The sequence below is a fragment of the Pulveribacter sp. genome, from assembly GCF_032079985.1.
Classification (GTDB): Bacteria; Pseudomonadota; Gammaproteobacteria; order Burkholderiales; family Burkholderiaceae_C; genus Melaminivora.
The window spans coordinates 160,444-175,048 of sequence record NZ_DAMATK010000004.1 but is presented as its reverse complement, the minus strand read 5'-3'; the positions used below and the strand labels follow the sequence as shown (position 1 = coordinate 175,048).

Annotated in this window: 10 protein-coding genes; 2 read left to right on the top strand and 8 right to left on the bottom strand. The window is 68.8% G+C overall.

Annotated features, from left to right (window positions below; genetic code table 11):
- Positions 1-68: 68 nt before the first annotated feature.
- From RT282_RS13330 to RT282_RS13305, 6 genes are read right to left on the bottom strand one after another with little or no spacing between them, the layout of a single operon-like run.
- Positions 69-6,107, bottom strand: coding sequence for an Hpt domain-containing protein (locus RT282_RS13330; RefSeq protein ID WP_313314897.1), 6,039 nt, complete (start codon positions 6,105-6,107; stop codon positions 69-71).
- Between the two features lie 53 nt (positions 6,108-6,160).
- Positions 6,161-8,431, bottom strand: a complete 2,271-nt coding sequence (locus RT282_RS13325) for a methyl-accepting chemotaxis protein (protein WP_313314895.1) — start codon at positions 8,429-8,431, stop codon at positions 6,161-6,163.
- A gap of 29 nt (positions 8,432-8,460) precedes the next feature.
- Positions 8,461-8,988, bottom strand: a complete 528-nt coding sequence (locus tag RT282_RS13320) for a chemotaxis protein CheW (RefSeq protein WP_313314894.1) — start codon at positions 8,986-8,988, stop codon at positions 8,461-8,463.
- A gap of 17 nt (positions 8,989-9,005) precedes the next feature.
- Positions 9,006-9,371, bottom strand: a complete 366-nt coding sequence (locus RT282_RS13315) for a response regulator (protein ID WP_312306267.1) — start codon at positions 9,369-9,371, stop codon at positions 9,006-9,008.
- A complete protein-coding gene (locus tag RT282_RS13310; RefSeq protein WP_106845550.1) occupies positions 9,371-9,775 on the bottom strand; it encodes a PleD family two-component system response regulator in 405 nt (134 codons plus the stop codon). The genes RT282_RS13315 and RT282_RS13310 overlap by 1 nt, the downstream gene beginning before the upstream one ends.
- Before the next feature lie 55 nt (positions 9,776-9,830).
- Entirely contained in the window at positions 9,831-10,004 is a 174-nt protein-coding gene (locus RT282_RS13305; protein ID WP_312756703.1) for a rubredoxin, read from the bottom strand.
- A 94-nt stretch (positions 10,005-10,098) separates the two neighbouring features.
- Between RT282_RS13305 and RT282_RS13300 the strand changes: the two genes are divergently transcribed.
- Together RT282_RS13300 and hemL are read left to right on the top strand one after the other, a co-directional pair.
- Positions 10,099-11,028 carry a bifunctional hydroxymethylpyrimidine kinase/phosphomethylpyrimidine kinase gene (locus RT282_RS13300; RefSeq protein ID WP_313314890.1) on the top strand — a complete coding sequence of 310 codons (930 nt, stop codon included), beginning with the start codon at positions 10,099-10,101 and terminating at the stop codon, positions 11,026-11,028.
- A complete protein-coding gene (gene hemL / locus RT282_RS13295; RefSeq protein WP_313314889.1) occupies positions 11,012-12,316 on the top strand; it encodes a glutamate-1-semialdehyde 2,1-aminomutase in 1,305 nt (434 codons plus the stop codon). The genes RT282_RS13300 and hemL overlap by 17 nt, the downstream gene beginning before the upstream one ends.
- A 171-nt stretch (positions 12,317-12,487) precedes the next feature.
- Here hemL and RT282_RS13290 read toward each other — a convergent pair whose 3' ends face one another.
- On the bottom strand, positions 12,488-12,949 hold the full coding sequence (locus RT282_RS13290) for a c-type cytochrome (protein ID WP_313314886.1): 462 nt from the start codon (positions 12,947-12,949) through the stop codon (positions 12,488-12,490).
- 23 nt (positions 12,950-12,972) lie between these two features.
- A complete protein-coding gene (purH, locus tag RT282_RS13285; protein WP_313314884.1) occupies positions 12,973-14,577 on the bottom strand; it encodes a bifunctional phosphoribosylaminoimidazolecarboxamide formyltransferase/IMP cyclohydrolase in 1,605 nt (534 codons plus the stop codon).
- Positions 14,578-14,605 lie beyond the last annotated feature (28 nt).

Below are 14,605 nucleotides of genomic sequence, written 5' to 3'. Positions count from 1 at the left end.
GAAAACGGCCCGGCAGGACGCGCCTGCCGGGCCGTGGTTCAGGGACGGGGCCGGCCCAGGGCGGCCCTTCAGGCCTCCTCGGCCTGCGCCAGCGTTGCCTGGCGGGCGTAATGCTGCACCAGGCTCATCAGTTCCTCGTCGGAGTACGGCTTGCCCAGGTAGTGGTTCACGCCCAGTTCCATGGCGTGCTCACGGTGCTTTTGCGCGATGCGCGAGGTGATCATGATGATGGGCAGGTCGTGCAGCTCGGCGTCGGCGCGGATGTTGCGCGCCAGGTCGAAGCCGTCCATGCGTGGCATCTCGATGTCCGACAGCACCACGGCGGGGCGCTCTTCCTGCAGCCGCTCCAGGGCCTGCAGGCCGTCGGCTGCCAGGCTCACGCGATAGCCTTCGCGGGCCAGCAGGCGCTGGGTGACGCGGCGCACGGTGATGGAGTCGTCCACCACCAGCACCAGCGGCACCTGGGGCGCCGCGGCGATCGCGGGCGACAGGGGCAGCGCCGTGCCGGCATCCTGCTGTTGCGGCGCCTGTTCGGCCACCGCGCGCAGCTGCTCGCCGTACACCGTGGCCAGGGCCACCGGGTTGTAGATGAGCACGACGGCGCCGGAGGCCAGCACCGACATGCCCGCCAGGCCCGGCAGACGCGACAGCTGCGGGCCCAGGTTCTTCACCACCACTTCCTGGTTGCCCAGCACTTCGTCCACGTGCATGGCGATGCGCTGCGACGCGCTGCGCAGGATGACCACCGGCCGGCTTCGGCCGCCGGTTTCGGCGCTGCCCCGCGAGGACTGCAGCAGCGCGCCGCCCCAGTAGAAGGCCAGCTGTTCGCCGCCGTGCTCGAAGGACTGGCTGGCGTAGGCGGCATCGACCTCCGCGCTGCTGCTGCGGCGCACGATCTCCACCAGGTTGGCGGGAACGCCGAAGGTCAGATCGCCGGTGCGCAGCATGACCACCTGCGTCACCGCGGTGGTCAGGGGCAGCACCATGCGGAAGGTGGTGCCCCGCCCGCGCTCGGACTCGGTCTCGATGCGTCCGCCCAGCGCGCTTACCTCCGAGCGCACCACGTCCATGCCAATGCCCCGGCCCGACAGGCCGGTGACTTCGGCTGCCGTGGAAAAGCCCGGCATGAAGATCAGGTTGGCCGCCTCGGCCGAAGTGATCTGCGCATCCGGCTGGATCAGGCCCTGGGAGACGGCCTTGGCGCGAATGCGGTCCACGTCCAGGCCGCCGCCGTCGTCGTGGAAGGCCACCGACACGTCGTTGCCCTCGTGGCCCAGACCGATGGTGATGGTGCCCGCCGCCGGCTTGCCGGCCGCGGTGCGCGCCTGGGCATCCTCGATGCCGTGGCCCACGCAGTTGCGCAGCAGGTGCTCGAACGCGGGAGTCATGCGGTCCAGCACGCCGCGGTCCATCTCGATGGAGCCGCCAGCGATGTCCAGCTTGATCTGCTTGCCGGTTTCCTTGGACGCCTGGCGCACCACGGCGTACAGGCGTTCGGAAATGCTGTCGAACTCCACCATGCGGGTGCGCAGCAGGTCGCGCTGCAGCTCGCGGGCTTGGCGGCCCTGGGCGATCAGGTCGTCTTCGGCGCCTTCCATGGCGCGTTGCATGTTGCGCTGCACGGTAGCCACGTCGTTGACCGACTCGGCCATCATGCGCGTGAGTTCCTGCACGCGGGTGAAGCGGTCGAACTCCAGCGGATCGAAGCCAGCGGCCATGTCCTTGGACAGGGCCAGGCGCGACTGCATCTGCGTCTCGGCCTGCACCTCGATGTCGCGCAGCTGCTGGCGCAGGCGCTCCAGGTTGCCCGTCAGATCGCCCAGCGAGCCGCGCAGCTGACCCATGTGCGCCTCCAGGCGCGAGCGGGCGATCATCACCTCGCCAGCCTGGTTGACCAGACGGTCCAGCAACTGTGCACGCACCCGCATCGTCTGGCCGCTGCCGACACGCACCGGAGCGGCGGCCGCAATGGGCCGGGCCAGGGGCTGGCGCAGGGCCGGGGTGGCCTGCACGTCGGTGGTTGCCTGTTCGGGCGCAGCAGCCAATGCCTCAGCGTGAGGCACCGCCACGGCTTCGGTCAGGGGCTGGGCGCCAATGGTGCGCAGGGCGTCGAAGTCGGCCTGCAGGGCATCCAGGTGAGCCAGCAGTGGCTCGACATGCGCGGACTGCACGCCCTCCAGGTCGATCTGCTCGACGGCGCTCTCCAGCCGGTGCGACATTTCGCCCAGCCGCATGGCTCCTGCCAGCCGCGCGCTGCCTTTGAGGGTGTGCAGGGCACGCAGCAGTTCGCTGCGCGCGCTCAGGTTGTCCGGCCGGGCGGCCCACTGGCGCAGCGCGCCGCCGATGCGCGGCAGCAGCTCCACGGCCTCTTCCTCGAAGATGGGGAAGAGGTCGGGGTCGATGATGTCCAGCGCGTCGATGTCGTCGTCGATATCCACGGCCGCAGCCACGGCGTGGGCGATGGCGGCATCGATCTCGCGTTCGCGCTCGGCCAAGCGCGCACCTGCGGCGCCATCTTCCAACGCCGGTTGGGGCGCAGCGGGCGGCGGCACGAAGGCCTCGTCCGCCAGGTCGTCCTGCCAGCCGGCCATTTCGTCGTCCGCCGCCTGCAGCGGAGCGCGGGTGCTGGTGATTTCCGCATCCAGAATTTCGCCCAACTGCGCGAGCACCTGCGGGTTGGGTTCCTTGAGGAAGCCGGCAGCGAACTGGTGCAGCAGCCGGCGAATGTCCTCCGCCGCCGCGTTGGCCACCTGGGCGTGCTCAGGCAGGCCCTCCGGCAACAGCTGCAGGTGCGTGAGCGCGTGCTCCAGCGTACGGGCGAGCTCGGACAGCGCCGTGAAGCCCACCGTGGCAGAACTGCCGGCCAACGAATGCGCCAGGGCAACGGCGATGTCGGGCAGCGGATTGGGCAGCTCCAGCGACCATTCCTGCAGGGTGGTGACGAGCCGGCGCGACCATTCGTCCGCCTCGTTGAGATAGACGTTGTAGAGCGGAATGCCGATGCGCAGATGCTCAATGACCTTGACGGCGTCGTCGCTGCCGACAGCCTCGGGCTCCGGTGCCGCTTGCGCCTCAGCTTCCTGCGGCAATGGCTGAGCTTCTTCGGCCTGTACCTGCGCTTCGTCCTGCGGCACCGGCTCTTGCGGCACCGGCTCTTGCGGCACATCAGCGGCAAAGGCAGGTTCGGCGGCCGCCTCGACTGCCTCCTCTGCCGGCAGAGGTTCATCGCCTGCCTCCAGCGTCAGGTCGGCATCCAGGTCGGCCGCGCCCAGGAAGAAAGTGTCCTCACGCGCTGCAGCAGACGGAGATGCTTCCGCTGCCGGAGCGGCGTGCGCAGCCTCCGTCGAGTCCAGGGCCTGCTCGAAGAAGGCGAAGTCGATCTCCTCCGCTGCGGCCACATCGGGCGGCGCGTGGGTATCGTCCTGCCCGTCGTCGATGGAGGTGTCGGCGAAGTCCAGCGGAGGCTCAGGCTCTTCCTCTTCCACGAAGGCGGCCGGCGGATCCAGCGGCGCCGGCTCGGACAGATCGAAGTCGAGCAGCGGCAGTTCTTCAGGGGCGCTCAGGGCTGCATCGGGCAATGCGGCCGTAACCTCGGCCACGCTTGGCACCTGGAAATCCAACGCATCGGCAGGCAGTTCCAGCACGTCCGTGACCGGAAGGTCCGCAAGGGGTGCCTCATCGACCAGGGGGGCAGACCCGGCGATCTGCTCCTCCGTGCCTCCGGGCGGCAGAGGCGCCAGCGCCACCAGCGTACCGTCCAGGCGCATGGCGTCGGCCGCTGCGCGGAAAGGCTGGGCTTGCCAGTCATCAGCCCGGCCGGCGCCGATGTCAGCCGCCCAACGTGCGAAAGCTTCGAGCGCCTGCCTGGACAGCTGCAGGAGTGGTGGCTGCATGGGCTTTTGCTCGGCCAGCCAGGCGTTGAGCGCCTGCTCCATGGCCCAGGCCGCCTCGCCGAATTCGGCCAGTCCCACCATGCGCGAGCTGCCCTTGAGCGTGTGGAACGCTCGGCGCAACGTGGTCTGCTCGCTCAGCTCGCCGGGGGCGGCGTGCAAGGCGTCAATGGCGGCAAAGCCCGTGTTCACGACCTCGCGGGCTTCCTCCAGGAAGATGTCCAGCAGTTCGTCGTCGCTGTCCTCATCGGTAGATATAGGAGCCGCGGCGGGCGGTGGCGGTGGCGCGGGCGCTGCAGCGAGCGGCTGTGCCGGCTCCGTCGCCTGTTCGGCCTGCTCAGGCAGGTCGCGTACGACTTCCGGCAATGGCAGCGCCTCGGCCTGCAGCTGCGGTGGCTCCTCGTCTCGCACCGGCTCGGCAGACGCCGGCTCGTGCGCCTCTGCAGGACGGGCGCGCCCCATCAGGATGCGCAGCTCGCCCAGTTCCTCGTCATACACGAACAGCTTGCGTGCCATGGCCCGCTGGTAGCTGAGCATGTCGATCAGGAAACCCAGGGCTCCCAGGCTGCTGCCCAGCTTCTCGAAGGTCGGCGCCTGGTCCTCTGCGGCTACGGCGCCGGTCATCAGGCGCTCGGTGGTGTCGCGCATGCGGGCCACCGCCAGCGAGGCCTGATCCAGGCCTAGCACGGACAGCACGCCGCGCATCTGCTGGAGCTTGGCGGGTACCGTGCCCAGGACGGCCGTCTGGGTGGGATCGCGGAAGAACTGGTCCATACAGTTCTCCACGTCGGCCAGCGAGGCGCGCAACTCGTCCACCACGCTGCCCATGGTCTGGTGGTCGCTGACGCGGCGGTACAGCTCCTCCATCCAGGGTTCCAGCGGCTGGGGCTCACCTCCGCCGATCACGCCGTCCAGGCGCTGCGCCAGGCAATCGGCACGCTGGTCCATGTGCTCGCGTGCCGCGTCCAGTTCCTCGAACGAGGCTTGCAGATACAGCACCGCCGTGGCCACTTCCATGGCCAGGGCGGCCGAGGGCGGCTCGCCCGTCCGCGTGGTGGCATCCATGGCGCGGGTCAGCGCCTGGGCCAGGCCTTCGCTGTCGGGATGCAGCTTGCGCAGCGAATCGCACACCAGGCTGAACTGGTCAGTGGCCGGCTTGAGCTTGTTGCGGTCGCCGCCCGCGAGCGCCGACCAGGTCTCGGTGGCGGCGGCGATGCGCTTGCGGGCCTGGGCCAGGATGGCCGGGTCGTGCAGGCCGAAGCGGGCCTGCTCATAGTCCACGGCCTTGTGCTGGGATAGGCCGAAGGCCTGCCGCACGGCCGCCAGGGCCGGCATGGCCCTGCCCTCGGGGGGCACTGCCTGGGCGCAGAAGAACAGGAGGTCCTGCACCAGGCGGTCGTTGATCGCCGGGTCGCCCTTGGCCAACGAGGCGTACTGCAGCAGCACGCGAGAGGCCACGCGCTTGGCGTAGACATCCGCCTGCAGCACGCCCTGGGCCAGCGCCTCGAAGAAGCCGGCGCAGATCTTCCAGAAGGAGCGCGCGTGGCGCTCGGTTTGCGCCGCGGCGAATCCCAGGCTGGTGCCGTGCAGCTCTGCCGCCGCCTGCCTGTCGCCGCTCTTGACGATGCGCAGCACAGCGCTGTCCAGATGGGCGCGGGCGGTGCTGTCATAGGCCTGCGGCTCGGCACTGAGGTGAAGTTCGGGCTCGCGGAAGCGCCGCTCCACGGGCCACAGGTCGGCCGGGTGCACACGGTCGGCCCCCGCCAGGGTCTGCGCCTGGCGATATTGGGGAAACAGCGCCACCGGCGAGACCTGCTTGCCCGCCAGCACATGCTCCAGGTATTCGATCAGAGCAAAACTGGCGCGCTCGATGACGGCGGCCGCCTCATCGCTGCACAGCTCGGGACGCTGCACGAACCGCTGGACGGCATTTTCCAGGGCCCGCACGATCAACGCCGGCTGGCCCATGCCCACCATTTCCAGCGCGCCCCCTGCCTGGTGCAGCTGCTGGCGCGCGATGCGCAGGGCACTCGCATCGAGCGAGGCCAGATCGGATTCCCGGGCCACCTCGGCGTCGCGCACGAAGCGGCGCATGGCCTTGACCGACCCTTCCAGTGATTTGCGGAGTTCATCCAAGACCCAGGCCAGGGGGCCAAGGTCCTGCTCGCCCTGGGTCCAGTCCTGACCCATTGCGTTTGCGACGTCCGTAGATGACATGCGTTCGTCCTGGGCTGCCGCGCAGCCGGCTCGTTGAAGGGTGTGGAAGCCGGTCAGGCGATCTTGAATCGCGACACCGACTGGCGCAGTTCTTCGGCCATCTGCGACAGCTCGCGTACTTGCTGGGCCGTCATGCGCGTACCCTCGCCGGTCTGCTCGGTCACGGCAAAGATGTGCTGGATGTTGTCGGCCACGGTGTTGGCCAACTCCGCTTCGCGCGAAGCGGCAGAGGAAATCTGCTCGATCAGCTCGGCCAAGCGGCGCGACACGCGGTCGATCTCGGTCAGCGTCGTACCGGCACTGTCGGACAGGCGAGCCCCTTCGACCACACCCTGGGTGGAGCGCTCCATGGCGGCCACCGCGTCCTGGGTGTCGGTCTGAATGGCTTTCACCAGCGCCGCGATCTGGCGCGTGGCGTCTGCCGAGCGCTCGGCGAGCCGCTGCACTTCTTCAGCCACCACCGAGAAGCCACGGCCGGCTTCGCCAGCGGAGGCGGCCTGGATGGCGGCGTTCAGGGCCAGCACGTTGGTCTGCTCGGTAATGTCGGAGATCAGCTCGGTGATTTCGCCAATTTCCTGCGAGGACTCGCCCAGCCGCTTGATGCGCTTGGAGGTGTCTTGAATCTGGTCGCGAATGGCATTCATGCCGCCGATGGTGTTCTGCACGGCCTGCAGGCCCTGCTCTGCCGCCTGCAGCGACTGGCGTGCCACCGAGGCCGATTCCTGCGCTTGCGAGGACACGTCGTTAATACGCGCGGCCATGTCCAGCACCGAACGGCCAGTCTCGCGGATCTCGCGCAGCTGCTCCGTGGAGGCGGCCAGCAGCTCCGTGGATGTGCTGTCCACCTGTGCCGTCGTCTGGGCCACGCGGGTGGCCGTGTTCTGCACGCTGCCCACCAGCATGCGCAGCTCTTCCACCGTGTAGTTCACCGAGTCGGCGATGGCCCCGGTGATGTCCTCGGTCACGGTGGCTTCCTGGGTCAGGTCACCCTCGGCCACTGCCTGCAGTTCGTTCATCAGGCGCAAGATGGCGGCCTGGTTGGCGTCGTTCACGCGCTTGGCCTCCTGCTCCTGGCGGCGGGCATCGCGCTGCTGCGATTCGGCCGAGGCCTGGCGGTTGCGGCTGTCCAGCAGCTGCACGCGCGAAATGCCCACGCCGCACAGCAGCACGAACAGGCCGGCGGCCACCAGCGCGGCCAGCTGGCCCAGGCTCATGCCAGACTGCGTGGACAGCTGCTCCTGCAGCCCTTCGAGCTGGCGGCGCAGCGGCTCGCTGTCGGCAATGATGGTGGACTGCGCTTCGCGCGCAGACACCAGACCCTGCAGGTTGCCCAGGATGGCACCGGCCTGCGTGCGGGTCTGCTCGTACAGCTTGATCAGCGCATCAAGCTGCTCGCGCGTCTGCCCGTCGCGGGTGGCGCCCAGGCGCAGGTCGGCGCTACCGTCCAGCAGGCCTTGCGCAATTTCCTTGAAGGAGTTCAAGTCCTTGCCCAGCAGGAACACGGCCTCGGGGCTCACGCCTTCGGTCGTCTGGAATTCGTTGGCCGACTTGCCGATCCGCTGCGTCAGCATCACCAGTTGGCCGGCGGCGGACACCTCGGTGGCCGGCGCGCCCTGCTGCAGCTTGAGCGAGGACACGGTTTCGGCGATCTCCAGCAGGTCGGAGGACTGACGATTGATGGTGCGCAGGGCGTCGCCGACCTGTGTCAGGATCTTTTGCTGGCCCAGCACGATGCCGGCATTGCGCTCGGCGCGGTCCACCAGCGGCATGATGGCCTGCAGTTCGCTGCCGTAACGGTCGCCGAGCGCCTGCACGCCCAGGTCGCCGTCGCCGTTGGCCAGGGCACGCACGTTGCGCGCCAGCACGCCCGAGCTGTCCACCACATCGGGGAAGGCCTGCGGGTTGCCCACCAGGGCCTGTGTCACCGACTTGGCCAAGCGTTGCGACTGCATCAGCGATTGGCCGGTGGCGGCCAGCTGCGCGGCCGACCGGTTGGCCTGCTGCAGCACCCAGCCGGCGATCAGCGCCAGCACCACCAGGCCGACGGCCAGCAGCAGCAGCAGGCGCCGCTGATGTACCGCCGTCGCGGCACGCCCCAGCAGCGGCAGACTGACCAGGTCTTCATCGACGAACTCGCCCTCGACGTCCTGGCTCAGCATGCCCGGGTCACCCTGGACGCTGTTCACGGCATCAGCCGCATAGGTCTCGGGCAGCAGGCCTGCAGCCAGCGGATCCGGGCTGCCATCCGGCAGATCCGTGACGCCGTCCTCCGGCGCGGCCGGCTTGCGATTGAACAGTTTTCCAAAGGGATTGACGACGGACATGGTTCTGCCTTACGGAGGGAAACACGCGCTCAAGCGCTGATGCTCAGGAATGCGGGATGCTGCGCCAGGGCCTGCAGGTCTATTTCCTGCCAGCGCAGGCCTTGCGCGTCGATGTAGATGCTGCCGAAGTAAGGAGCCTCATCCTCCCCGCGCGGCTCGGACGCCGTGAAGGCGTCCTGCCCGCGCAGGCCGGCCAAGCGGTCCACCAGCAACGCGGCGTTGACCTCCAGGCCGGCGTTGAGCGCCAGCACGCTGGATTCGGCCAGTGCCTGCTCGCTGCGCGCCGCGGGCGTGCCCAGCAAAGCGGCCAGGTCCACCACGCCCGCTAACGCGCCGCGCAGGTTGGCGACGCCCAGGAACCAGGGCTGCGTATACGGAACGGATTGCACGCCGCTCCAGGGAAAGATCTCTCCGGACTGCGACAGCGGCAGCAGCAGTTGCCGCCCGCCGGACTGCACCGCCAGCCAGGACGAGCCGGAAACGCCTTCCGATCTTGCTGCCTGCAGGCGCACGGCAAGGCGCGTCTGGAGCTCCTTGAGCGCTTCACGTTTGGCCATGGGTGCGGTCCCCGGAATCAGCCGAGGGCGTCGATCTTGGCCTGCAGCTCGGCAGGGTCGACCGGCTTGGTGATGTAGCCGCGTGCGCCCTGGCGCATGCCCCAGACGCGGTCGGTTTCCTGATTCTTGCTGGTGCACATGATGATGGGCACGTCGGCGAACTGAGGATCGCGCGAAATGGTGCGCGTGAGCTGGAAGCCGTTCTGGCCGGGCATGACCACGTCCATCAGGATCAGATCGGGCTTTTCCTCGGCCAGGCGGCGCAGGGCGTCGTCGGCGTTTTCGGCAGTGCGCACCTGCATGCCCTGCTTTTGCAGCAGGTCGGTGAGGAACATGAGTTCGGTTTTCGAGTCGTCAACGACCAGAACCTTGCGGATAGGCATTACTGCACTCCTTGTTGAGCGTTGGCAAATTGCTGCACTACTTGCAGCAACTGGTCTTTGGTGAAGGGCTTCGTCAAGTATTCCTGGCAGCCCACCATGCGTCCGCGCGCCTTGTCGAACACTCCGTCCTTGGACGAGAGCATGACCACCGGGGTATCGGCGAAGCGCGGGTTGCGCTTGATGATGGCGCAGGTCTGGTAGCCGTCCAGCTTGGGCATCAGGATGTCGCAGAAGATCAGCTGAGGCTGGTAATCGTTGACCTTGGCGAGCGCGTCGAAGCCGTCATCGGCCAGCAGCACCTCGTGGCCACCCTGCTTGAGGAAGATCTCGGCGCTGCGCCGGATGGTGTTGCTGTCATCCACCACGAGTACTCTGAACGTGGGAGCGGTTGTCGTCGTAGCCAATTTATTCAATGCTCCTCGCGGGAGAGGTAAACAGCTGGGGCGGCAGGCCGGAATTTCAGATCTCGACCATCTCGAAGGCATCCTTGCCGGCACCGCACTCGGGGCAGGTCCAGTCGGCAGGGACGTCCTGCCAGCGGGTGCCGGGGGCCAGACCATGGTCGGGCGCACCGGCGGCCTCGTCGTAGATCCAGCCGCACACGGCGCACATCCAGGTTGTCAGGTCGGTCACAGCTTAAGAGGCCTTCACATAGAATGCAACGATTGTATCTAGTGATCACTGCAGGACGCGGCTTTCGTGCCACCGGGTAGGCTGGCACTTCTCCATGACACCTTCCCCCCTGAGCACTCCTGAAGACGACGAGGCCGTGGCCGGCCCGGTCTGCGTGATGACCTTCAACGCCGGCGACGCCAGCGGCGCCGGCGGCCTGACCGCAGACATCATGGCCATCGCCGCCGTGGGCGGCCATCCACTGGGCGTTGTGACCGGCGCCTACGCGCGCGACAGCACCGCCATCTTCGACCACTTCCCCTTCGACAGCGACGCCGTGGACGAGCAGGCGCGCGCCGCGCTGGAGGACATGCCGGTGCAGGCCATCAAGGTCGGCTTCGCCGGCAGCCCGGAGAACCTGGCCGTCATCGCCGAGATCACCGCCGACTACGCCGACGTACCCGTCATCAGCTACATGCCCGACCTGTCGTGGTGGCGCGACGACCTGATCGACCAGTACCTGGACGCCGCCGCCGAGCTGCTGCTGCCACAGACCTCGGTGTTGGTCGGCAGCCACAGCGTGCTGTGGCGCTGGCTGCTGCCCGAGTGGGCCGGCAGCGGCAACCCCACGCCACGCGAGCTGGCCATCGCCGCCGCCGAACACGGCGTGCCCTACCTGCTGGTGACCGGCGTGCCCCTGCCCGATCAGCACATCGACAACGTACTGACCTCGGCGCAGGCGGTGTTGGCCAGCGGGCGCTTCGAGCGCATCGAGGCCACCTTCACCGGCGCCGGCGACACGCTCAGCGCCACCCTCACGGCCCTGGTGGCCAGCGGCTGCGACCTGGGCGAGGCGCTGGGCGAGGCGCTGAGCTACTTGGACGGCACCCTGGAGTGCGGTTTCCGCCCCGGCATGGGCCATGTGCTGCCCGACCGCATGTTCTGGGCCCAGCCCGAGGACGACCCCGAAGACGACGAATCCTCCGCCGCCGACCCGACGGACGCGGCGGGCTTTGATCTGCCCCCTCATGACACACAGCACTGACCGCAACCAGCTCCTCTTCGACCGCGCCAAGGCGCTCATCCCCGGCGGCGTCAACTCCCCCGTACGGGCCTTCCGCGCCGTGGGCGGCACACCGCGCTTCATCGAACGCGCCCAGGGCGCCTACATGTGGGATGCCAACGGCCAGCGCTTCATCGACTACATCGGCTCCTGGGGCCCGATGATCCTGGGCCACGGCCACCGGGCCGTGCTGCAGGCCGTGCAGCAGGCCGCCCTGGAAGGCTTCAGTTTCGGCGCGCCCACCGAGCGCGAGGTGGAGCTGGCCGAGGAGATCCTGCGCCACGTGCCCTCCATGGAGATGATCCGCCTGGTCAGCTCCGGCACAGAGGCCGGCATGAGCGCCATCCGCCTGGCGCGCGGCGCCACCGGGCGCAGCAAGATCATCAAGTTCAACGGCTGCTACCACGGCCATGCGGACTCGCTGCTGGTCAAGGCCGGCTCGGGCCTGGCCACCTTCGGCCACGCCACCAGCGCCGGCGTGCCGCCGGAGGTGGTGCAGCACACCTTGGTGCTCGAATACAACGACGTGGCGCAGCTGGAGGAAGCCTTCGCCCTGCACGGCAAGGACCTGGCCTGCGTGATCATGGAGCCCATCGCCGGGAACATGAACTTCGTGCGCGCCAGCGTGCCCTTCATGCGCCGCGCGCGCGAGCTGTGCTCGCAGCACGGCGCGCTGCTGATCCTGGACGAGGTGATGACGGGCTTTCGCGTCGCCCTGGGCGGCGCGCAGAGCGTCTACGCGCGCGAGATCCCCGGCTTTGTGCCCGACCTCACCGTGCTGGGCAAGGTCATCGGCGGCGGCATGCCGCTGGCGGCCTTCGGCGGCCCGCGCAGCGTCATGGAGCAACTGGCGCCGCTGGGTCCCGTCTACCAGGCCGGCACGCTGTCGGGCAACCCGGTGGCCACGGCCTGCGGCCTGGCCACGCTGCGCGAGATCGCTAAGCCCGGCTTCTACGAGCAGCTGGCCGAGCGCACCCGCGCCCTGGTGGACGGCCTGGCCGGCGCCGCGCGCGCGGCGGGCGTGCCCTTTTGCGCCGACACCGAGGGCGGCATGTTCGGCTTCTTCCTGCTCCCCGCGCTGCCGCAGAACTATCCCGAAGTGCTCAAGACCGACGGCGCGCGCTTCAACGCGCTGTTCCACGGCCTGCTCGACGGCGGCGTGTACATCGCGCCGGCACTGTACGAGGCCGGGTTCGTCAGCGCGGCCCACACCGACCAGGACATCGCCGACACCGTCGCCGTCGCGCGCGACGTGTTCAGGAAGCTATAAAAAGAGGAGCTGCCAGCGCTTGCTGGTCAAGCGCTGAAGCCCAAAAACCCTCAAAAAAGACCTGTGGCCCGCGCTCCATGGCGCCACACCGGCGCGGTCGCGCTCGCAACCCTGAATCTGGCCCAATCGCCCGCCCATCAAGCGCCGGCAGCTATTGTTTGAATAGCATGGTCACGGCGACCCGTCCGTGGTGGCGACCGGCGGCACGGCCAGCAGCCACTGCGCCATCTGCAGCGCCTGCGCCTGGGTGATCTGCGGGTGGCGCGGCATCAGCGCGCGGCCCCATTCGCCGCCGCCGCCCTCGCGGATCTTGCGGGCCAGGTAGTCGGGCGCATCGGCGCGGCCGGCATAGCGCGCCGCGATCTGACCGAACGAAGGGCCGACGTAGCGCCGCACCAGCCCGTGGCAGCGCATGCAGTCCGAGCCTTCGACGAGAGCCCGGCCCGCGGCCAGCCCGGGACGGGCCTGCTGCGCCGCGTCCAGCGCCTGCGCGGCCGGGCCCGGTTGCAGGATGCGCCAGCCCACGTTGAGCACGCCCAGCACCACCAACACCATGAAGACCACGATGGCCCAGCCCAGCCAGCGCGGCCGGGATGCGCCCTCGTCCTCGTCGTCCGGTAGGGGCCGATTCATGTCGCGATGCGCTTGGCGCCAACTCAGTGGCGGAAGTGGCGCACCCCGGTGAAGACCATGGCCACGCCGCGCTCGTTGGCGGCGTCGATCACCTCCTGGTCGCGCATGGAGCCGCCCGGCTGCGCCACGCAAGTGGCGCCCGCGTCCACCACCACGTCCAGACCGTCGCGGAAGGGGAAGAAGGCGTCGCTGGCCACCACCGTGCCGGCCAGCGACAGGCCGGCGGCCTGGGCCTTGATGCTGGCGATGCGGGCGGAGTCGAGGCGGCTCATCTGCCCCGCGCCCACGCCCATGGTCATGCCGCCCTTGCAGAACACGATGGCGTTGCTCTTGACGTACTTGGCCACTTTCCAGGCGAACATCAGGTCCTGCATCTCTTCCTGCGTGGGCTGCTTGGCGGTGACCACCTTCAGGTCGGGCAGTTGCAGTTCGTGGTTGTCCGCCGTCTGCAGCAGCAGGCCGGAGCCCACGCGCTTGGCGTCCATCAGGTTGCGGCCCTGCTTCCAGGCGGTGTCGCCGCCGGGGGCCGGCAGGGCGATCTTCATCAGCCGCACGTTGGCCTTGGCCTTGAAGACTTCCAGCGCCTCGGGCGTGAAGTCCGGCGCCATCAGCACTTCGACGAACTGCTTGGCTATCTGCTGGGCCGCGGGGCCGTCCACCGGGCGGTTGAAAGCGATGATGCCGCCGAAGGCGCTGGTGGGGTCGGTCTGGAAGGCCTTGGAATAGGCCTCCAGCGCGCTGGTGCCCACGGCCACGCCGCAGGGGTTGGCGTGCTTGACGATGACGCAGGCGGGCAGGCGAAAGCTCTTGACGCATTCCCAGGCCGCGTCGGCGTCGGCGATGTTGTTGTACGACAGCTCCTTGCCCTGCAGCTGCACGCCGGTGACGATGGAGCCGGGCGCGGGGTGCAGGTCGCGGTACAGCGCGGCCTGCTGGTGGCTGTTCTCGCCGTAGCGCAGATCCTGAATCTTGGTGAAGATGCCGTTGCTCTGGCCGGGGAACAGGTGGCGCGTGGGCACATAGGCCTCGGCCGGCTTGCCCTCTTCGAAATCCACCGACGACAGGTAGTCGCTGATGGCGCCGTCGTACTGGGCGATGCGGTTGAAGGCCGCCACCGACAGGGCAAAGCGCAGCTTGTCGGACAGCCGGCCCGCGGACTTCAGCTCGGCCAGCACGGCCTCGTACTGGCCGGCGTCCGTCACCACGCCCACATCCTTCCAGTTCTTGGCGGCGCTGCGCACCATGGCCGGGCCGCCGATGTCGATGTTCTCGATGGCATCGGCCAGCGTGCAGCCGGCCTTGGCCACGGTGGCCTCGAAGGGGTAGAGGTTGACCACCAGCAGGTCGATGGTGCCGATGCCGTGCTCCTGCAAGGCCGCCATGTGCGCCGGCACATCGCGCCGCGCCAGCAGGCCGCCGTGCACCATGGGGTGCAGCGTCTTCACGCGCCCGTCCAGCATCTCGGGGAACTGCGTGACCTCGGCGACTTCCGTCACCGGCAGGCCCTCGCGCGCCAGCAGCTGGGCCGTGCCGCCGGTCGACAACAGGCGCACGCCCAGGGCATGCAGCGAACGCGCGAATTCGACGATTCCGCTCTTGTCGGAGACGGAGATGAGTGCAGTCTTCATGGGTAGCCCCTGGCAGTTTTATGAATGA

What these genes read in the sequence shown, in the direction of transcription:
- RT282_RS13315 (WP_312306267.1), bottom strand. Translation starts at nt 9,371, where the DNA reads ATGCCTATCCGCAAGGTTCTGGTCGTTGACGACTCGAAAACCGAACTC.
- purH (WP_313314884.1), bottom strand. Translation starts at nt 14,577, where the DNA reads ATGAAGACTGCACTCATCTCCGTCTCCGACAAGAGCGGAATCGTCGAA.
- RT282_RS13290 (WP_313314886.1), bottom strand. Translation starts at nt 12,949, where the DNA reads ATGAATCGGCCCCTACCGGACGACGAGGACGAGGGCGCATCCCGGCCG.
- RT282_RS13330 (WP_313314897.1), bottom strand. Translation starts at nt 6,107, where the DNA reads ATGTCATCTACGGACGTCGCAAACGCAATGGGTCAGGACTGGACCCAG.
- RT282_RS13300 (WP_313314890.1), top strand. Translation starts at nt 10,099, where the DNA reads ATGACACCTTCCCCCCTGAGCACTCCTGAAGACGACGAGGCCGTGGCC.
- RT282_RS13320 (WP_313314894.1), bottom strand. Translation starts at nt 8,988, where the DNA reads ATGGCCAAACGTGAAGCGCTCAAGGAGCTCCAGACGCGCCTTGCCGTG.
- RT282_RS13325 (WP_313314895.1), bottom strand. Translation starts at nt 8,431, where the DNA reads ATGTCCGTCGTCAATCCCTTTGGAAAACTGTTCAATCGCAAGCCGGCC.
- hemL (WP_313314889.1), top strand. Translation starts at nt 11,012, where the DNA reads ATGACACACAGCACTGACCGCAACCAGCTCCTCTTCGACCGCGCCAAG.